Source organism: Candidatus Nitrosopumilus sp. bin_32a (genome assembly GCF_054095935.1).
In genome coordinates, this window is sequence record NZ_JBSWSN010000003.1 from 50501 (window position 1) to 68642 (window position 18142).

Genomic DNA, 18142 nt, shown 5'->3' on the forward strand with positions numbered 1-18142 from the left:
TTTTAACAAAGTTGAATAAATTATCAGTTATGGAACCTGATGAAAAGATTCAGGCACACATAGTATCAGTGTGGAGAGAATCCAGAAAATTCTTTTCAATTGGAGGCAAAGAAGGCATGTTGGTGTTAACTGACAAACATTTGATGTTTATCCACAAGACAGAATCTAAAATGAATTGGTGGAAGGCCATTACTCAGAGACAAGTTGTTAATTTTATCAAATCAAAAAATACAATGATTCGTCATGATGGCTATAATGAAGAAGATTTGATGAATGATTGTGAGGATGATCGAAATATCGAATTAAGTTTCGATGACATTTCCAGTGTTAGTTTTACAGAGAAAGATTGGGGAAGTTCATTACAATTAGAATATCAAAAAGATGGAAAAGACGAGAAATTTCAGTATTCAATAGCCCAAGATTGGGTAAAATATCCTGCAAAAGAGCCTACAAAATACATGAAAGTCGATTGGGAACCTTTTGTGCAATATATTAAAGACAGACAAAAATTTACAAAGTAAAATTGAGTAAAGTTTACGCTGTAGGTGTTGGTCCTGGTTCCCCAAAATATGTCACAGAAATTGTAAAAGAAATAATTCAGAATTGTGATATAGTTATTGGTTACAAATACACACTAAAAACAATAGAGGATTTGATTGAGGGAAAAGAAGTTTATGAAATCACTATGAATGATCAAGAAGATTCTTATCAAAAGATTCTTCCAGAACTAGGGGATAGAACACTAGTCATACCATTTACTGGTGATGTAAATTTTTCAGAATCAGAAGTTGTTGATAGATTAATAGAAATTTTTGGTGATGTTGAAATTGTTCCAGGCATTAGCTCAATACAGGTTGCTGCATCAAGAGCAAAAGTTCCTCTTGATAAATGCAAAGTAATTACAATGCATGTTACAACACCAATTGAAGACAAGAAATTAGAATTGCAAAAATCGTTGATTGATGGTTTTAGTGTCATTTTAGTGCCAAGGCCTTGGCCAAAACAGCCAGACAAACATTTCATGCCTTCAGAAATTGCAATTTATCTTAGAGAGCATAATTTTGAGACTGAAAAGATGAAAGTTCATGTTTATGAGGCAATAACTACTGAAAACGAAACCAGTTTTGAAGGAGTAGTAAAAGATTTGGAAGGAAAAGAATTTTCTGATTTATCTGTAATGGTGTTTAATCAAACAAGTCTTGATTCATACATGAATTATAGATGGCAATGGGAAAATTAGTTACGAGTTTTTTCTTGACCTAACACTAAACTGTCAGAAGGTGGATAAACATATGCAATTATTCCCATCCATTCATAATTAGGATCATACAATCTATAGAAACCTAATTCATCAAAAGTTATTGTAGTTGATTTACCAGGTAGAATTTCTCCTGTTGAAATTCTATTATCTGCAATGTATTGGACATAACGATCATTTGTTTTTGAACCACTCAGAATACTATGTGAAACAACATCATCATTTACAATGGTAATAGTGGTACCAGGTGGAACTTCAATTCTATCTTGTGAGAAATATCTCAGTCTAAGAGGCGAATCAGCACTTTGTTTTGATGCAGCTTCAGATATTAAAGCACCGCCACCTTGAACGGTTTGATCCGCTACAATTCCTCTAGATGCTGAACCCCTAAAGATATGAAGTGTAAGATCATCTGATTCTTGTGTTTTTGAAGAGACTAAATCAATTTTAGTCAAACTAGATAATTTTGTAGTGTAAATTACTTTGTAAGTATCATCAGTTGTTGTAATTCTACCAGTAAATCCGTAAATTGATGCATCCTTACTTTCCTCAACTAGTCTTCCAAAAAAGTTAATTGAAGAATCAAATCCACTTGAACTTTCTATATTACCGTTCAATCGAATATACTTGCCTTCACGTAAAAATTTTCCTTTTAAATTAGATACAATAAATTCTTCATCATCTAATGTAATGAAACCATCTTCAGTTAGAAAATTAATTGTACTTCCACTTTGATCTTGAGAAGATAAACCTAAATCAATTTCAGATATTTTAATAATTTCTTCAGTTACTGCAAAGCCCGAACCTTCTAAAAGAAATGCATGATTTTCAGAAATTTCTGCAAATGATTCATTTACAAAATAACCTGATAAAACTACAAGTAAAGCTAGTAACGTTAAGCCTGCCTTCATGATTAATTTTGGTCTAATTTGGTTTATAATTTGCTACTAAATTATTTTAGACTGAATAGGCAAATTCGTGGCTAAGCCTAAAAATTAGAATCCAGGCATATCCATTAGTCCTTCTTGTTGAGCTAACTCAATCATGTAGAATTCAAGATATCCTCCAGCAAAAAGTAGACCCACTACAATTCCAATTTCAACTAGTGTTGGTTTGATGAATGGAACCAGATCAATTTTTTTAATTACTGCTCTAATCAAAATAAAACTTCTAGAAATTCCAAAAGAGTATGCAACTAATTCCATTAATCCAAATGGAGATAAGAAAAGAATTGAAAGTGGAGGAATTTCAGCAATTTGTGGTGCCGTTAGTGCTATTGAGGCAAAAGCAAATCCAGTAGACCAGGCAGAGAAAAGACCCCATGCTATGCCAAAACCTGGAATAAACATTGGAAGTGAAATAGTCAAATTATGAATGAAGATTCCAAAGGCATCAATATCTAAAATAAGATTTTCAAATTCTGTCATGAAAGCATTGGCTTCTTCTTCACTAACAGTAGACATAGACCCAATTTGATATGCAGTGGCAAATAGTCCAAGAAATACAAAAAATGTAATTATTCTAGTTTTATTCACATAGCCATACCTCATGAACAATATTTGAGGGTTGGTGTAGGCGCAGATTTAATTAAACCAAATGATATTTTTTGATATGAAAAGGGAACTGTCCTTTGCATTAAACTATGCATTAAACAAGGGATTTCAGATTCATCCTGATGCTTTTAAAATATTGGAAAATGTGGATGTTAAGAAATTAGAGAAGATAATTAAAGAAATAGTAAGAGAAAAGACTAGGCAAAAGTTATTTCAAATTAATCAAGATGATCTTGAAACATATCTTGGAATTAAAGAAGATTCATCATTACAAAGTGAAGTCAAAATATTATCTGATCCGACTGGTAAAATTACGTCTGGAGAGGGGGTCAAAGGGTATAATGCCCTGTTTTCAAGTCGTTTTAACAAGCTTAAGCGAATCATTTCAGATAGACCAGAATCAAAACTTCTCAAATCTGCAGCATCTCTAAAAAATGCAAAAATTGATGATGACTTGTATGTATGCGGACTAGTCACTGTTAGAAATTCTGAGAGAAATGTTACAAAGATAGTTTTAGAGGATCCTTCAGGCTCGTTTGAAGGCATAATTTTTGATGAAGAATTGCAAAAAACTGCAGGAACCTTACTAATGGATCAATTTGTCATGGCAAGAATAGGTTCTGCTAAAAACTCAGGATATATCATTAAGGATCTAATCTTACCTGATATTCCAGAGCAAGCAAAAAACAAGTCAGAAAGTGATGCATATGCAGTATTTCTCTCCGATTTACATATTGGAAGTAAATATTTCATGGAAGAGGAATTTTCAGATTTTGTATCGTGGATATCTAGTCCAGATCCGGTTGCAAGAAAAATTCGATTTGTCCTAATTGGTGGAGATATGGTAGACGGTGTTGGAATTTATCCAAATCAGAATAAAGAATTAGTATGTCAGACAATCCAAGAGCAATTAAAAAAAGCAGAGGATTTGATTGATAAAATTCCTAAAAATGTCAAAGTCATCATAATGCCAGGAAATCATGATCCTGGTAGAAGGGCATTACCGCAACCAGCTATTCCTAAAAAATACAATTCAGGTTTATGGGAAAGAGAAAATGTAATGATGGTAGGCAATCCAGCCGTAGTCTCATTAAATGGAGTTATTGTATCAATGTTTCATGGACAAAGTATAGATGATATTGTAAAGACTACACCAGGCCTTAGTTATGATAGGCCTACTAATGTAATGAAACACCTCCTTAGAGCAAGACATCTTAGTCCAATTTATGGTAGTCAAACACCAATTGCGCCAGAAATGGAGGATCTTTTGGTAATTCAAGACATTCCAGATATCTTTCATGTAGGCCATGTTCATAGAGCCCAATTAGACATGTACAAAGGAATTTTATTGATAAATTCCGGATCTTGGCAAAAACAAACACCTTTTCAGGCTAGTGTAGGAATGACTCCAAATCCAGGCATTGCTATAATTGTCAATCTAAAAACTTTCCAAGTTTTCCATCAAAACTATAGTTCTAACTTAGACAATGTCTTGCAAAGTTAGATCATCTTTGAATGTCTTTTTTATCATTTCAGACGATATTGTAAGTTTGAATTTTTTCGTCCTGCCATGAATTCCTTGATGGATAAGTCTTCCAGAGATTAATCCAGATAATTCAATTTCACTAAGCATCTGAGTAATTCTTCTTTGAGTAAGCTCATCTTTTCCAACTGCTTTACAGAGATTTTTGTAGGAAGAGTAGATCTCACCAGTGGAAGAACCATTTGCCTTCATTATTGCAATAAGAACCAGTTTTTCGTGAAGTGGGAAGGATTTGAGAGATTTTTCTTCTTTATTTTCTTCCATTTTTTGAGTGGCTTCCCTAACATGCTCAGCCGTAACTTTATCTGATTGTTGTCGTTCAGCAAGTTCCCCTGCTACCCGAAGCAAGTCGATTGCTCGTCGAGCATCTCCATGTTCTCCTCCAGCAAGTGCAGCAATAAGATTTAGAGCTGGTTCCTCCACCGAATTCTCAATAAATGAATCATGGATTCTTTCTTCTAGTATTTTTTTAATTTGTTCAACATCATAATTGGTGAAAACAACCTCCTCTTCTCCTAGACTGCTAATTACTCTGGGATCTAGTTTTTCCTTGAATGTTAGATCGTTTGAGATTCCAACCAAAGTTAATGAGCCTTGAGTGAGACGCTCGTTTGCTCTAGTTAATTGGTATAGAATATCCTTTCCTGTTTTTGCTACTAGTTGGGCTAGATAATCAATTTCATCAATTACAAAGATAGCGTTTAGTTTTCCCTCATCAATTTTGACAAGTAGTCTCTTGAAGACCTCACTGATAGCAAGTCCTGTTGTGGGTAATTCTTTCTCACTCAGGTCTAATTGCCTGCCTAGACTGACTAATAATCCGTATAACGTTGTCTCTTCTTTTGAATTTGAATAAATCAATTTAATTGGAAATTTAGATTTCTCTACCCTTTCTTGAATTTTAGAAAGTACCTTTTTTACTACTAAGGTTTTGCCTGTTCCAGGTTTTCCATATACTAAAAGATTTGATGGTCTTGATTGTTTTAAAATTGGTAAGAGAGATTGGGTAACTTGTTCTTGTTCAGATTTTCTATGATGGATGATATCAGGAATGTATGAAAAATGGAGAATATCTCGATTTTTAATTATTGATTTTCCAGATTCAGCTGCATTAAGCAAGTCATCTATCGGATCAGACATACTCACACACCTTCATTTCTTCTCAACACTAACACAACTACATCTGAATTAAGAGAGTATAGTATAGAATAGTAGTTGTAGTTTAGTTTGTAATTAATTATTTTTAGTTAGTTTTAGATTTTCTATTAAAAAAAAATAAAAAAAAAGATAGAGTGGAAATATTGGTGTGTGGGTTTAATCCTAAATCAGGTATGAGTTAACAGAGTTGTTAATTTGATGTTAAGAAATCTCTAAAAAAGCCCATTTTAACCCCTTTATTTCCATTCCAGGCGTTAAGATGGATGTTAACATTGTAAATATCTCAAATCTACCCCTTTATTTCCACTCCAGGCATGAAATATTCCAATTTATGGTATAATTTGAAAATTTATTGTTAATAACAAAAAACAGGCTAGGCACAGGCTAGGCAGTCAATGTTAACAAACCACTTAGTTAACAAATATTCTGGGATCATTTGAACTGTTAACATCTGATCAATTAGATCTCAAAGATGGCTAAAAAACGTATTCGAATAGATATGGAAGACTCTGATGGTGCACGATATGACATCAAATTAGAAGGTAATGTTACCAGAGATAAAATTCTCAAAATATTTGAAATGATGGACTTGATGAATATTGAAGAAGAACAAGAACCAACAAACATGGATTCAATAGGTTCCAAAATTTGGAATATTGTTGATAAATTCTTCCCAGTGGGCAAATTTACCTCAACAAATATTCTTGAAAAATATGAGGATGAATATAACGAACCTGTGAAACTTAGTATTATTTCGACATACTTGTCACGATTTGCTACAAAAGGTAGGGTAAATAGGACCAGAACAGGCCGAGAATGGACATATCAATCCATCAAAATAGCACAAAAACAACAATAACCAATTAAGAAATAGTTACTTTTCTTACCAATAATCTATCTTTTCCAAGAATTACCTTAACATATTCACCTTTTTGAATATCCATATACTTTCTAAACTGTTTTGGAATTGATATTGTTCCAGCAGAAGTAATTTTTACTAAAACCTCATTATCTTGAACTGACATATTACTACTATAATTTAATAATATATATAATTTATTAAATTATCTAATTTTAATTTTATTATAAAACATAATCATTTACGTCTAAATTAATTAAAAATTCAATAAAATTACTATTGAAAAAATCTAAAAATGTCTTATTGTACTAAGAGGTTATCATTACTTTGTTCTACTTTTGCAATTCCTTTTTCGGTAATTGAATAAGTATAGGGTTTTGATTCAGTATTTCTTTGAACATATCCTTCTTCAAACAACTTTTTCATCAGGCGTGAAGTATGCTCTCTACTTTTCTTTAATGTGATTTGTATGTCACGTGATGTCATAGCTTTAGTTGTGATTAGATGCAACACATAATCAATTGGATTTGTAGGCGTAATATTTTGAATAATTGGTGTAGGATCTATCTTTTCAGGTACAATTTCAGCCTTAGCAACAACTTCAATTGGTCTTTCTTGGACTTCATTCTTTGCTAATTTTTCTAAAAATTGTTTTAATTCCAGGTTAGGATCCTCTACTTTTTGCTCAATCCCTTGAATTTCTAAAGCATCTAGGCGTATTTTCATATCAATTAACTGTCTTTCATAATATTCTAAACGTTCAGCTTGTGAGGCATCAAATACATCACTTTTAGTTTTAAGAAATGGACGTACTTTGAAATAGGCATACAATCCAAGAATACCAACAATAAATGCTAAAATCACACTTAAAATCACTTCAGGTTCAGGAATTTCTACTAACATCACAACTTCTATGCCTAGTACGTGATTTATCGTGATTGAACAATATTATTTCACACTTTAGATTAACAATCTCACACACATTATCACATGTAATTTAGTTTGATGTATTTTTAGGCAATCACATACATCACATATTACATGCCTGACGAATGAGCCTATCTATCACACTTATCACTTCATCTTCTCTTTCAGGAAAAATATCACTATCATTAATCACACTAATTTGCTCTGAAAGCTTTGATATCACATCTATATCATCAGGCAAAAGTATGCCTAAACCACGAAAAAGTATGATTGAGTAGAATAATCCAATTAATTTGTCTCTAGATTGCCCAACTTGCCTGTAATACGCACCTTTACTTATATGAAAATTAGATTCAAGAAGATCTTTCTGATTTAAAATAATTTCAACTTGTCGCTCTGTAAACAGTGATTTTTTGATAATTTTACGGATAATATTGTTAAAATTAGATTCTTCTAACTTGTCCATAGCTATACAAATCTGTATACACCATTCCAATTAAACTTTAAAGAGACATGTACGAACCCATTCTATGGCTGGAAACAAAGTTGAATCATTCCTAAAATCAGAATTAAAAAAGAAAAATACATTACTATTCGTGTTAATTGATTCAGAAGTATCCAATTTAGAGGCATCAAGTAAACTTGCAAAAGATGTTGAAAAGATCGGAGCCTCAGCAATTCTAGTTGGAGGTTCATCAGCAACTGATCAAATTGAAATGTCTCAAGTTGTCAAAGGCATCAAAAAAGGTCTAAAAATTCCAATTATTTTATTTCCAGGTAATGTTACAGGTGTTGTCCCTGATGCAGATGCAATATTATTTAGTTCATTAATGAATTCTGAAAATCCATATTTTATCACTCAGGCACAAGCTTTAGGTGCTCCAAGTGTTCTGAAATTTGGATTAGAACCACTCCCAACTGCCTATTTGGTCATAGGAGATGGAACATCAGCGTGGTTTGTCGGTTCAGCAAGAGGAATTCCATTTGAAAAACCAAAAATTGCTGCAGCATACTCTCTTGCTGCTCAATTCCTAGGTATGAGATTTGTTTACTTGGAGGCAGGATCTGGTGCAAAAACCCATGTAACTCCTGAAATGGTAAAAACTGTCAGACATGCATTTAATGGATTTTTGATAGTAGGTGGAGGCATTAAGGATGTAAAAACTGCTGAAAGTTTGGCTAAAGCCGGAGCAGACGCCTTAGTTATTGGAACCTTCCTTGAAAAAGGTGGAAGTATCAAAAAACTCGAAGAAATAACAAAAGCAATTCAAAGAAGCTAGTAGAGAGACTGTTATGTCTGAAAATGATGCAATCTCTCGAATTAGTGGTATCAAAATGCCAGATTATTATCTGGATTACTATACTGGCCTTTCAAACGAGACATACAAAATATTTGAACATGCGGCATTAGCAAAATCTACTTTAGTGGATTCTTCAGGCATTATTGAGCCAAAAATTGCTTTTGACTTGGCAGATAGAGTTGCAAAAATGCACGAAATTGATATTGCTGATCCTTTAAGAGAAATTTTAAAAATTAACGGAAAAGAACTTTCAGCATTAATTTTAGCAAAAGAAATTGCTCTGGGCAAATATTGTCTTCCGGATGCTACTTTGGAGGATAAATTAGATCTTGCAGTACGTGTAGGATTGGCAATTATTACTGAAGGGGTTACCATTGCACCATTACAAGGAATCAGTGAAGTAAAAATAAAGAAAAACAAAGATGGCACTGAATATCTTTCTGTTTCAATTGCAGGACCAATGCGTTCAGCAGGGGGAACAGAGTCTGCAGTTACTTTGTTAATTGCAGATCATGTTAGAAAAATAGCAGGTTTGTCAAAATTTCAAGCCAATTCATTTGATGATGAAACAGGTAGATTTGTTGAGGAATTGCGAATCTATGAAAGAGAAGCAAGTAGTTTTCAATTTCATATTTTAGATGAGGATATTGAACATGTCATTTCTAATCTTCCTGTAGAATTAGCAGGAGTTGATACAGATCCATACGAGGTAGTCAACCACAAAGGCATGGTTAGAATCAAGACTGACCGAGTCAGAGGAGGCGCTTTACGTGTCTTAAATGATGGACTGATTGGAAGATCAAAAAAACTCCTCAAGAGAATTGAATTATACAATCTAGATGGATGGGAATGGCTCAATGATCTGAAAGGAGCTGTTCAAACTGGCGATAACCAAGAAGATGCAGCTGCTAAGAGGATGCGTGAAGTAATCACTGGCAGATCCGTTTTGTCCATGCCTAACAAACTAGGTGGATTTCGTTTAAGATATGGAAGAGCATGTAATACAGGCTTTGCAGCAGTAGGGATACATCCAGTTATTGCTGAAATTCTTGATCATACAGTAGCAGTAGGAACTCAAATCAAAATTGATATCCCTGGAAAAGGAGCAACAGTAGCCTTTGTTGATTCAATTGATACTCCAACAGTTCGTCTGAATAATGGGAATGTTGTAAAAATTAGAGATGTTAAACATGGATTAGAAATTAAAAATGAAATAGAAAAAATTCTACATCTTGGAGATATTTTAATTTCATTTGGAGATTTCCTTGAAAATAATGCTCAACTAGTACCCTCTGCATATGTCGAAGAATTTTGGATAGAAGAATTAAAAGAAAAAATTCAAAAATATGATCCAAATGATCAATATCTAAATCAATTTTTAAACAGAATGCCTACAATTGATGAAGCACTAAAAATTTCCCTTGATTTTAAAATTCCATTTCATCCACATTATTTGTATTTCTGGGATAAAATTTCATCTGAAGATCTTCTCAAACTTTTAGAACCAAAAAAAATCAATGAAACGTCAATTGAATATTCAATTCAAGTAAAGAAGATACTTGAAAACTTGGGAACACCTCATAAAGTTGAAAATGAAACATTAATCTTAGAACATCAAGAGGCAAAAATTTTCTTTAATTTATTGTTTAGAAAAAAACCAACAATTACTGATTTATCTGTACCAAAAATTTTGACAGAATCATCTGGAATTCAAATAAATAATAAATTTTCAACAAGTGTTGGAGTTAGAATAGGAAGACCTGAAAAAGCAGCTCCTAGACAAATGAAACCACCAACCCATGTGTTATTTCCCATTGGTGAGAAAGGTGGACCAACACGAGATCTTCTTAAAGCATCCAGAACCGAGCATTTTTTTGCAAATCTTTACAATAGATTTTGTTTTACTTGCAGCCAGCCCTCAATTAGTATAAAATGCTCGATTTGTGGTACAAAGAGCACAATTACTTACAGATGTTCTAATTGCAGAGATACTCTCAAAGAACCATTTTGTGAAAAATGTAAGCGCAAAGCTCCGGCTCATTCTCACCAGGCATTTCCACTAAAAAATAGATTACTTTTAGCACAAGAAAAGATGGGAATTCGAGCAAAAGAACCATTCAAAGGATTAAAGGAATTAATCAATCAAGATAAAATTGCCGAACCTCTTGAAAAGGGACTTGCAAGGCAAAATTTTGGATTAACAACTTTCAAAGATGGAACAATCAGGTTTGATGCAACAAATTCTCCAATAACACAATTCAAACCATCGTGGATTGGAACATCCATTGAGAAACTAAAATCTCTTGGATATTCTCATGACATTGATGGTAAGGCACTTGAATCTGTAGATCAAATTGTTGAAATTCGTATGCAAGATGTAATAATTCCATATGAAAGTGGAAAATATCTAGTTTCTACATGCAAATACATCGACGTTCTTTTAGAAAAATTCTACGGTAAATCTTCATTTTATAATGTAAAAAATTCTGAGGAATTAATTGGACATCTAATCATTGGTTTAGCTCCACACACTTCTGTAGGAATTGTAGGACGAATAATAGGATATACTGAAACTCATGTTTGTTTTGCAACTCCAAATTGGCATTCTGCTAAAAGAAGAGATGCTGATGGGGATGCTGATTCAGTAATGCTTCTAATGGATAGTCTTCTAAATTTTTCCAGACAATTTCTTTCTGATAGAATTGGTGGCTTGATGGACGCACCATTACTTATTCAACCTCACGTTTTACCTCATGAATCCCAACCTCAAGCACATAATCTTGAAGTCACAAAAATTTTTCCTCTGGAATTCTTTGAATCTACATTCAAACAAATTAAGGCATCAGATGTATCTTCAATAGAAATTATCAAATCACGTCTCGAAACTGAAAGACAATTCTATGATTATTACTTTACACATTCAACATCATCTCTTACTACATCAAAATCAAGAAGTGCGTATTCTACACTTGGTTCTATGCTTGACAAATTTGATATGCAAGTTAAAAATGCAGAACTGATTGACGCAGTAAATACATCAGAAATTGTTTCAAATGTAATTTCAACACATTTAGTTCCAGATTTGATGGGAAATCTCAGAGCTTATGCAAGACAAAGTTTCAGATGTACAGCATGTGGAAAATCATTTCGCCGTATGCCTTTAATTCAGACTTGTCTTTGTGGACATAAGCTAATTGCTACAATTACAAGAGGTTCTGTAGAAAAATATCTAAAACTTGCAAAAAGACTTGTTGAAAAATACGATGTTGGTGAATATCAAAGAGGAAGAATCCATGCCTTGTCAGATGAAATTGAATTGGTATTTGGAAAGAGTAGAGGTGATCAATCTTTACTTACAGATTATTAGCAAATCTATCTTAATTTGACGTATTCGTAAGCACCCAGTTTGTTATCAAAACAAAATTTAACTTTTTGATAGTTCTTTCTGAATGTTTTGACTTTTGAAAGTATTTTCTTTGGATCTTTTTTATCGATTACGACTTGTTTTATGTAGGAAGCAATTTCTTGCATTTCATTCTTTTTCATTCCTAATCGTGTAATTTCAGAAACTCCTAATCTTATTCCACCAGGATGGAAATAGTTTCTTCCAGCTTTGATGTCACCTGGAATTAGTTGTCTGTTAACTATGATGTTTGCTTTTTCTAAATCAGCTTCTACTTTTCCGCCATCAGAATAATCTAAAACATTAACTGCAATTTGATGTGATTGAGTAAAGCCTCTTTTTTCACCTAATACTTTGAAACCCATATCATTCAGGGCTTCTGCAAATATTTTGGCATTTTTAATTACTTGAACTGCATAATCTTTTCCAAACTCTAGGGCTTCAGCAAATGCAACTGCTTTTCCAGCCATATGATGAATATGATGACTACTAGTAAGACCAGGGAAAGTTGCTTTTTTGATAACTTCTTCGTGTTCTTCTGAACCTAGTACAAGTCCTCCTTGAGGACCAAACAAAGTCTTGTGAGTACTCATAGTCATTGTATCTGCTCCTTCACGTAAAGGATCCTGGAATTTTCCACCGGCAATTAATCCTGCAACATGAGCTGCATCATAATTGATATGCATATCATGACTTTTTAGAAAATCTGATAATTCTTTGACAGGATGAGGAAACAAGAACAATGATCCACCAAACATTGCCATCTTTGGAAGACGATTTTCTTTTTTAAGATCTTTAACTTTTTGTTTAGTTTTATCTATATCAATTGTCATCTCTTCGGCATCAAATGGATAGAATTCTATTTCCAATCCATGAACTAATCCCGCGGTTCCAGAATGTTCTTTTTTACCATGCGAGATATGTCCACCTGCTGGAATTGATGGTGCCAACATAATGTCTCCAGGATTTGTAAATGCAGAATAAATTGCCAAGTTTGCAACAACTCCTGAAATTGGTCTAACATCAGCAAATTTTGCTTTGTATAATTTTTTAGCTAATTTCATACATTCAAACTCTACCTCGTCAATGTAGGTACAACCAGCATAGACTCTTTCCCCAGGCCATCCTTCTGCATACCTATTTCCAAAATCAGAAATTATTGCTTCCCTGACTGCTGGACTAGGAATATTTTCACTTGCAATTAACGGAATTGAGTTTTCAAACCATTTATGATGTTCTTTTAAACTTGTAAAAATTTTATCATAAGCTTCCTTATTCTGGGATTTTACCATATTTTCCATCTTGATTTTCCCAATTTAAAAACACCGATGCCATTTCAAAATCAACGATCTTGATCTGGAAGGTATAAAAGGGGAATTAGGAGTTTTGGCATCTATGGGAATGCAGGCAACTTCAAAAGGCACTATGCCAGTTGTTTTGCTAAAAGAAGGCGGCACTGAAACTAAAGGACGTGAAGCCCAAAAGAATAACATTGCAGCAGCAAAAATTATCGCTGAAATTGTTCATACTAGCCTTGGACCAAGAGGCATGGATAAAATGCTAGTTGACTCATTAGGTGACGTTACAATTACAAATGATGGTGCTACCATTCTAAAAGAAATTGATGTACAACATCCAGCAGCAAAAATGCTAGTTGAAATCTCAAAAACCACAGATAATGAAGTTGGAGACGGTACAACTTCTGCTGTTATATTGGCAGGCGCTTTACTTTCACAAGCTGAATCACTAATTGACCAAGATGTTCATCCAACAATCATTGTAGATGGATATAGAAAGGCTGCAAGAAAAGCAAAAGAATACCTTGAAGAAATTGCAGATACAATTACAGCAAATGATAAAACTATTCTGAATAAAATTGCAAAAACTTCAATGCAAACTAAACTAGTTAGAAAAGATTCTGATCTACTTGCAGACATTATTGTAAAATCTGTTCTTGCTGTTGCAGAAAAAGATGGTGAATCTTTTGAAGTTGACATTGATGACATTAAAGTTGAAAAGAAAGCAGGCGGTTCTATTAAAGACTCAACTATTATTCAAGGCATTGTTCTTGATAAAGAAATTGTTCACGGTGGTATGCCTAGATCAATTACTGATGCAAAAATTGCATTAATTAACACTGCATTAGAAATTAATAAAACTGAAACTGATTCTAAAATAAATATTTCAAATCCTCAACAACTAAAATCATTTTTAGATGAAGAAAACAGAATGCTAAAAACAATGGTTGACAAAGTGATTGGTTCAGGAGCAAATGTAGTCTTATGTCAAAAAGGATTAGATGACATGGCTCAACACTATCTTGCAAAAGCTGGAATTATTGCTGTTAGAAGAATTAAAGAAAGTGATCTTACTAAACTTGCAAAAGCAACAGGTGCTAGAATAGTTACAAATCTTGATGATCTTTTTGAAAAAGATCTTGGTTCTGCTGAAATTGTCGAAGAAAGAAAAATTGAAGATGACAAATGGGTATTTGTTGAAGGATGCAAACATCCAAAATCAGTAACATTACTTCTTCGTGCAGGTTCACAAAGAGTAGTAGATGAAGTAGAGCGTTCTGTTCATGATGCATTAATGGTTGTAAAAGATGTAATTTTAAAACCTCAAATTGTTGCAGGTGGCGGTGCCCCTGAAACATATGCAGCAACAAAAATTAGAAGTTGGTCTAAATCTTTAGAAGGAAGAGAACAACTTGCAGCAGAAAAATTTGCTGATGCTTTAGAAGAAATTCCAATCACACTTGCTGAAAATGCAGGAATGGATCCAATTGACACTCTTACAGTTTTACGTTCTAAACAACAGAAAGGAGAAAAATGGACCGGAATTGATGTAATGAAAGGAAAAATTGCAAATATGAAATCAAGTGATATTATTGAACCGCTTGCAGTTAAACTTCAAATTGTTTCAGCAGCTGCAGAAGCCGCATGTATGATTCTTAGAATCGATGATGTTATTGCTACTCAAAAATCTGCAGGTGGACCTCCTGGTGGAGAAGGTGGAATGCCACCTGGTATGGGTGGTATGGGCGGCATGCCTGGAATGGGCGGCATGCCTGATATGGGCGGAATGATGTAAATTATTTTGAAATTTTTTCAAACCTTTAATTGCTAAATCTATTTACGAAAAATATTGAATAAAACAACATCTAAAGCGCTTACCGGATTCAAATACATTTACTTAGTTGCATTTTTTGCATTACTTGCAGGACTTTTTCATCCACTTATCACTAACAGTAGTTTTGATGGAGTGATTAGTGGGGTGTTAGTATTGTTTGTAGGTCTTGCAGGTGGAGTTTTACTATATAGAGCTGCAACATCTGAAAGTAAAAGAACAATATTTCTAGGAAGTGGATTTGCTTTAATGGCTATTTCATTGTACTATATTTTTCAATTTACTGGAAGAGCTTAAACATCAAAATATAGATAAAATTCATGTGGGTGTGGTCTAATTGCTATTTCACGTTGATCTCTTCTTTCTAATTCTATAATCTTGTCAACAACGTCATTAGTGTAAATAGGATTGAGGAATTTTCTATCACTTTCTAGCTCATCTAATGCTTCACCGAGGCTTTTTGGAAGAACGCCAATTCCTCTTTTAGCTCTATCTGATTTTGTCATTTTGAATATATCGTCACGAACTTGTTCTCCAGGATCCATTTTTTTCTTAATTCCATCCATTCCAGCTGCTGTAACAGCTGCAAATACTAGATAAGGGTTTGAAGAAGGATCTGGAGCTCTAAATTCCAGTCTTTTTAGATATGAATATTTTTTTCCCTTGAGATGTTTTGGAACCCTTACGATGGCAGAACGATTTCCAGAACTCCATGCAATATATGCAGGAGCTTCATATCCTGGAACTAATCTATGATATGAGTTAGTTGTAGGATTACAAATTGCAGAAAGTGCTTTTGCATGATTAATTATGCCGCCACAAAAGTATCTTCCAAGTTGACTTAATTCTATTTCGTCATCTGGATCATAAAATACATTTTCTTTTCCTTTCCATAAACTAACGTTAACATGCATACCAGAACCTGAATCCATAGCAATTGGTTTTGGCATCATTGTTGCCACTTTTCCATATTTTTGCGCGACATTTTTAATTACATATTTGTAAGATTGTGCAGCATCTGCAGCATTTGTCATGTAATCATATTTGATATCGATTTCACATTGCCCTGCTGTTGCTACTTCGTGATGATGGTTATCACATAAGATTCCAAAATTATTATTGAGAATATTTACACATTCATTTCTATATGGTGTTAGAGTATCTGATGGAGTACTAGGATAGTATCCTTCTTGTAATCCCATAGGATATCCATCACCTGATTGACTCCATGGAGCTTCCTTAGATTCTATTGAATAGGATTGACCTTTGTATGGTGTTAAGACATCCCAATGTACTTTATCAAATACAAAGAATTCAACTTCTGGACCCCAAGCACTGTTATCGAAACCCTGAGTTTTGAGATATTCTTCAGCTTTTTGAGAAATTCCTCTCGGATCTCTTGATAATCGTCCTCTATCTTCTCCCCAATAAACATCACATAGCATTCTAGCTGTTTTGTTTTCAGTCATCCAAGGAATAATTGCAAATGTATTTGGATCAGGTTTTAAAAGTAAATCAGAATCATCTATTGTAGTAAATCCAACAATTGATGAACCATCTAATTTTGGTAATCCGTCTCTCATTTGTTCTGGAGTAAAGGTATTTGCAGAAATTGTAGTATGATGAAAATGACCTGTAAGACCTGTAAATTGAAGATCGATAAATTGAATACCTTCGTGCTGAATTCTTGCAAAAACTTCATCAGGTGAATATGTTACTTGGATGGCTTTACCGTGGCTGACTTTATATGGCAATATCTTCTTCAATCAAACACAAATACATCAGTCATTTAAGGATTAGGTAAGAAATGTCAGAATCAAATCCAATTGATATCAATTCTTTACATCATACAGTTTTACATGAAATTGAAAATGACTCAATTTCCGAAATTGATCCAAACTTTTACAGAAACCTAGCTGGTTTTATTGGAAATTTACAAAAACAAGAATTTGATGGTGTAGAAAATAAAATAAAAAATACTATGGTAGAAATGGTTACAGAATTAACGTCATTATTAATAGAAATCAGACTAGATAAAATTTCAAAATCTTCTGATTTAGAAATAAGCCATCTGCTAGATGAAGAAAAATTTATTCTTGATTCACAGGAGGATCAGAAAGAAAGAACAGAAATGATTGTATCTGCAACAATCAATGGAAAATCAAAATTTCTAGAATCATTGGCTCAAAACCATAAAACAAAAAAAATTGTAATTCGATTTCTTCATGAAGTGGATGAAATTGTAGGTGCGGATCTTGAGAGATATGGCCCTTTTAAGACTGAAGATATAGCTACAATTCCATATGAGAATGCTCAGGCTTTAATTGCTAAAAACATAGCAACTAAGGTTCATTTGGAAGACTAGATAGAAATTATACCTTTTATGATCATAAAACATGTCTCATACAGGTGTTGATGTGGTTGATTTTCTTTTTTACACAATTTATCCTGTAATTGGAATTTTTCTAGTAGAAGTTATCAGTAGATTAGTAAAAATACCAAAATGGATAAAATTATGGACACAAGCAATCGTGTCTATTGGTTTTGGAGTTTATTATTGGTTCATTTTACCAGCACCGCAAAATTTTCCATTGACTGCAATGGTGATGTTTGCACTTGCTATTGCATTAATTTATCAAGGAAGAAGAGCAAAAATTTCTCCTGATAAAAGTCCGTATTAATTTTAAAATCTTTTAAAAATTCGTTTCAAAATATTTGGTTTATTACGTCCACCATCACGAATAACTTTTCTCTCCCCAAATCTTTTAGCTCTAATCAGACTAAGTTTAACACATCTATGTTCTTCAGGAAGTCTGTGTTCTGCACAAAAAGGATCTTTACAATAATTGCATTGAAATGGTAAATCGGTTAAATCTCCACAATAAGCACATTTTTCTGACTGCATAATTTGTAATACTATTTTTCTTTTAATAAAGGTGTTAAAACTTCTCTTGAAATTTCTCAATGCCTAAACATTTTTACGATGTTCAATCATAGCTTGCTTGAAGATT

At 33.3% G+C, this 18142-nt stretch carries 19 protein-coding genes; 10 read left to right on the top strand and 9 right to left on the bottom strand.

Annotation, left to right across the window (positions count from 1 at the left end; all coding sequences use genetic code 11):
• Positions 1 to 29: 29 nt before the first annotated feature.
• Together ACW9XH_RS02990 and cbiE are read left to right on the top strand one after the other, a co-directional pair.
• Positions 30 to 521 (top strand): hypothetical protein, encoded by a 492-nt coding sequence (locus ACW9XH_RS02990; RefSeq protein WP_457759163.1) that lies wholly within the window; start codon positions 30 to 32, stop codon positions 519 to 521.
• A 2-nt stretch (positions 522 to 523) separates the two neighbouring features.
• On the top strand, positions 524 to 1240 hold the full coding sequence (gene cbiE, locus ACW9XH_RS02995) for a precorrin-6y C5,15-methyltransferase (decarboxylating) subunit CbiE (RefSeq protein WP_457759164.1): 717 nt from the start codon (positions 524 to 526) through the stop codon (positions 1238 to 1240).
• On the opposite strand, the gene ACW9XH_RS03000 is transcribed toward cbiE, so the two are convergent.
• Both ACW9XH_RS03000 and ACW9XH_RS03005 read right to left on the bottom strand, forming a co-directional pair.
• Positions 1237 to 2169 (bottom strand): cupredoxin domain-containing protein, encoded by a 933-nt coding sequence (locus tag ACW9XH_RS03000; RefSeq protein ID WP_457759165.1) that lies wholly within the window; start codon positions 2167 to 2169, stop codon positions 1237 to 1239. The genes cbiE and ACW9XH_RS03000 overlap by 4 nt on opposite strands.
• An 84-nt stretch (positions 2170 to 2253) precedes the next feature.
• Entirely contained in the window at positions 2254 to 2721 is a 468-nt protein-coding gene (locus ACW9XH_RS03005) for a stage II sporulation protein M (RefSeq protein ID WP_457759305.1), read from the bottom strand.
• 148 nt (positions 2722 to 2869) lie between these two features.
• Here ACW9XH_RS03005 and ACW9XH_RS03010 point away from each other — a divergent pair, with 148 nt between their 5' ends.
• A complete protein-coding gene (locus ACW9XH_RS03010; RefSeq protein ID WP_457759166.1) occupies positions 2870 to 4315 on the top strand; it encodes a DNA-directed DNA polymerase II small subunit in 1446 nt (481 codons plus the stop codon).
• Here the strand turns inward: ACW9XH_RS03010 and ACW9XH_RS03015 are convergent.
• Positions 4292 to 5494 carry a Cdc6/Cdc18 family protein gene (locus ACW9XH_RS03015; RefSeq protein ID WP_457759167.1) on the bottom strand — a complete coding sequence of 401 codons (1203 nt, stop codon included), beginning with the start codon at positions 5492 to 5494 and terminating at the stop codon, positions 4292 to 4294. The genes ACW9XH_RS03010 and ACW9XH_RS03015 overlap by 24 nt on opposite strands.
• 490 nt (positions 5495 to 5984) lie before the next feature.
• On the opposite strand from ACW9XH_RS03015, the gene ACW9XH_RS03020 reads away from it, so the two are divergent.
• Positions 5985 to 6371: a hypothetical protein gene (locus tag ACW9XH_RS03020; RefSeq protein WP_457759168.1), complete on the top strand. Its 387-nt coding sequence runs from the start codon at positions 5985 to 5987 to the stop codon at positions 6369 to 6371.
• A gap of 4 nt (positions 6372 to 6375) precedes the next feature.
• Here ACW9XH_RS03020 and ACW9XH_RS03025 read toward each other — a convergent pair whose 3' ends face one another.
• The 3 genes from ACW9XH_RS03025 to ACW9XH_RS03035 all read right to left on the bottom strand — a co-directional run bounded on the left by ACW9XH_RS03025 (position 6376) and on the right by ACW9XH_RS03035 (position 7764).
• On the bottom strand, positions 6376 to 6537 hold the full coding sequence (locus tag ACW9XH_RS03025) for an AbrB/MazE/SpoVT family DNA-binding domain-containing protein (protein ID WP_014966078.1): 162 nt from the start codon (positions 6535 to 6537) through the stop codon (positions 6376 to 6378).
• Positions 6538 to 6671: 134 nt separating this feature from the next.
• Entirely contained in the window at positions 6672 to 7274 is a 603-nt protein-coding gene (locus ACW9XH_RS03030) for a winged helix DNA-binding protein (protein ID WP_457759169.1), read from the bottom strand.
• A 127-nt stretch (positions 7275 to 7401) separates the two neighbouring features.
• Positions 7402 to 7764 carry a hypothetical protein gene (locus ACW9XH_RS03035; RefSeq protein WP_457759170.1) on the bottom strand — a complete coding sequence of 121 codons (363 nt, stop codon included), beginning with the start codon at positions 7762 to 7764 and terminating at the stop codon, positions 7402 to 7404.
• Positions 7765 to 7828: 64 nt separating this feature from the next.
• Here ACW9XH_RS03035 and ACW9XH_RS03040 point away from each other — a divergent pair, with 64 nt between their 5' ends.
• Together ACW9XH_RS03040 and ACW9XH_RS03045 are read left to right on the top strand one after the other, a co-directional pair.
• Entirely contained in the window at positions 7829 to 8578 is a 750-nt protein-coding gene (locus ACW9XH_RS03040) for a phosphoglycerol geranylgeranyltransferase (RefSeq protein ID WP_457759171.1), read from the top strand.
• Positions 8579 to 8591: 13 nt separating this feature from the next.
• A complete protein-coding gene (locus ACW9XH_RS03045) occupies positions 8592 to 11966 on the top strand; it encodes a DNA polymerase II large subunit (RefSeq protein WP_457759172.1) in 3375 nt (1124 codons plus the stop codon).
• Positions 11967 to 11971: 5 nt separating this feature from the next.
• Here the strand turns inward: ACW9XH_RS03045 and ACW9XH_RS03050 are convergent, their stop codons facing one another.
• Positions 11972 to 13294, bottom strand: a complete 1323-nt coding sequence (locus ACW9XH_RS03050; RefSeq protein WP_457759173.1) for a serine hydroxymethyltransferase — start codon at positions 13292 to 13294, stop codon at positions 11972 to 11974.
• Positions 13295 to 13397: 103 nt separating this feature from the next.
• On the opposite strand from ACW9XH_RS03050, the gene thsB reads away from it, so the two are divergent.
• Positions 13398 to 15095 (top strand): thermosome subunit beta, encoded by a 1698-nt coding sequence (thsB, locus tag ACW9XH_RS03055; protein WP_457759174.1) that lies wholly within the window; start codon positions 13398 to 13400, stop codon positions 15093 to 15095.
• 54 nt (positions 15096 to 15149) lie between these two features.
• Positions 15150 to 15428, top strand: coding sequence for a hypothetical protein (locus ACW9XH_RS03060; RefSeq protein WP_457759175.1), 279 nt, complete (start codon positions 15150 to 15152; stop codon positions 15426 to 15428).
• On the opposite strand, the gene glnA is transcribed toward ACW9XH_RS03060, so the two are convergent.
• Positions 15425 to 16885, bottom strand: coding sequence for a type I glutamate--ammonia ligase (glnA, locus tag ACW9XH_RS03065; protein ID WP_457759176.1), 1461 nt, complete (start codon positions 16883 to 16885; stop codon positions 15425 to 15427). The genes ACW9XH_RS03060 and glnA overlap by 4 nt on opposite strands.
• Positions 16886 to 16938: 53 nt before the next feature.
• Here glnA and ACW9XH_RS03070 point away from each other — a divergent pair, with 53 nt between their 5' ends.
• Together ACW9XH_RS03070 and ACW9XH_RS03075 are read left to right on the top strand one after the other, a co-directional pair.
• Positions 16939 to 17496, top strand: a complete 558-nt coding sequence (locus ACW9XH_RS03070; RefSeq protein WP_457759177.1) for a DNA replication complex subunit Gins51 — start codon at positions 16939 to 16941, stop codon at positions 17494 to 17496.
• A gap of 31 nt (positions 17497 to 17527) precedes the next feature.
• Positions 17528 to 17812, top strand: coding sequence for a hypothetical protein (locus ACW9XH_RS03075; RefSeq protein ID WP_457759178.1), 285 nt, complete (start codon positions 17528 to 17530; stop codon positions 17810 to 17812).
• Between the two features lie 2 nt (positions 17813 to 17814).
• On the opposite strand, the gene ACW9XH_RS03080 is transcribed toward ACW9XH_RS03075, so the two are convergent.
• Positions 17815 to 18036 (bottom strand): AN1-type zinc finger domain-containing protein, encoded by a 222-nt coding sequence (locus tag ACW9XH_RS03080; protein WP_457759179.1) that lies wholly within the window; start codon positions 18034 to 18036, stop codon positions 17815 to 17817.
• Positions 18037 to 18142 lie beyond the last annotated feature (106 nt).

Bases quoted from the DNA above. Each gene is read 5' to 3' on its own strand.
- ACW9XH_RS03045 (WP_457759172.1), top strand. From the start codon at position 8,592: ATGTCTGAAAATGATGCAATCTCTCGAATTAGTGGTATCAAAATGCCA.
- ACW9XH_RS03050 (WP_457759173.1), bottom strand. From the start codon at position 13,294: ATGGTAAAATCCCAGAATAAGGAAGCTTATGATAAAATTTTTACAAGT.
- thsB (WP_457759174.1), top strand. From the start codon at position 13,398: ATGGGAATGCAGGCAACTTCAAAAGGCACTATGCCAGTTGTTTTGCTA.
- ACW9XH_RS03070 (WP_457759177.1), top strand. From the start codon at position 16,939: ATGTCAGAATCAAATCCAATTGATATCAATTCTTTACATCATACAGTT.
- ACW9XH_RS03030 (WP_457759169.1), bottom strand. From the start codon at position 7,274: ATGTTAGTAGAAATTCCTGAACCTGAAGTGATTTTAAGTGTGATTTTA.
- ACW9XH_RS03010 (WP_457759166.1), top strand. From the start codon at position 2,870: ATGAAAAGGGAACTGTCCTTTGCATTAAACTATGCATTAAACAAGGGA.
- ACW9XH_RS03020 (WP_457759168.1), top strand. From the start codon at position 5,985: ATGGCTAAAAAACGTATTCGAATAGATATGGAAGACTCTGATGGTGCA.
- ACW9XH_RS03080 (WP_457759179.1), bottom strand. From the start codon at position 18,036: ATGCAGTCAGAAAAATGTGCTTATTGTGGAGATTTAACCGATTTACCA.
- ACW9XH_RS03000 (WP_457759165.1), bottom strand. From the start codon at position 2,169: ATGAAGGCAGGCTTAACGTTACTAGCTTTACTTGTAGTTTTATCAGGT.
- ACW9XH_RS03005 (WP_457759305.1), bottom strand. From the start codon at position 2,721: ATGTCTACTGTTAGTGAAGAAGAAGCCAATGCTTTCATGACAGAATTT.
- ACW9XH_RS03040 (WP_457759171.1), top strand. From the start codon at position 7,829: ATGGCTGGAAACAAAGTTGAATCATTCCTAAAATCAGAATTAAAAAAG.
- ACW9XH_RS03035 (WP_457759170.1), bottom strand. From the start codon at position 7,764: ATGGACAAGTTAGAAGAATCTAATTTTAACAATATTATCCGTAAAATT.
- ACW9XH_RS03015 (WP_457759167.1), bottom strand. From the start codon at position 5,494: ATGTCTGATCCGATAGATGACTTGCTTAATGCAGCTGAATCTGGAAAA.
- ACW9XH_RS02990 (WP_457759163.1), top strand. From the start codon at position 30: ATGGAACCTGATGAAAAGATTCAGGCACACATAGTATCAGTGTGGAGA.
- ACW9XH_RS03075 (WP_457759178.1), top strand. From the start codon at position 17,528: ATGTCTCATACAGGTGTTGATGTGGTTGATTTTCTTTTTTACACAATT.
- ACW9XH_RS03025 (WP_014966078.1), bottom strand. From the start codon at position 6,537: ATGTCAGTTCAAGATAATGAGGTTTTAGTAAAAATTACTTCTGCTGGA.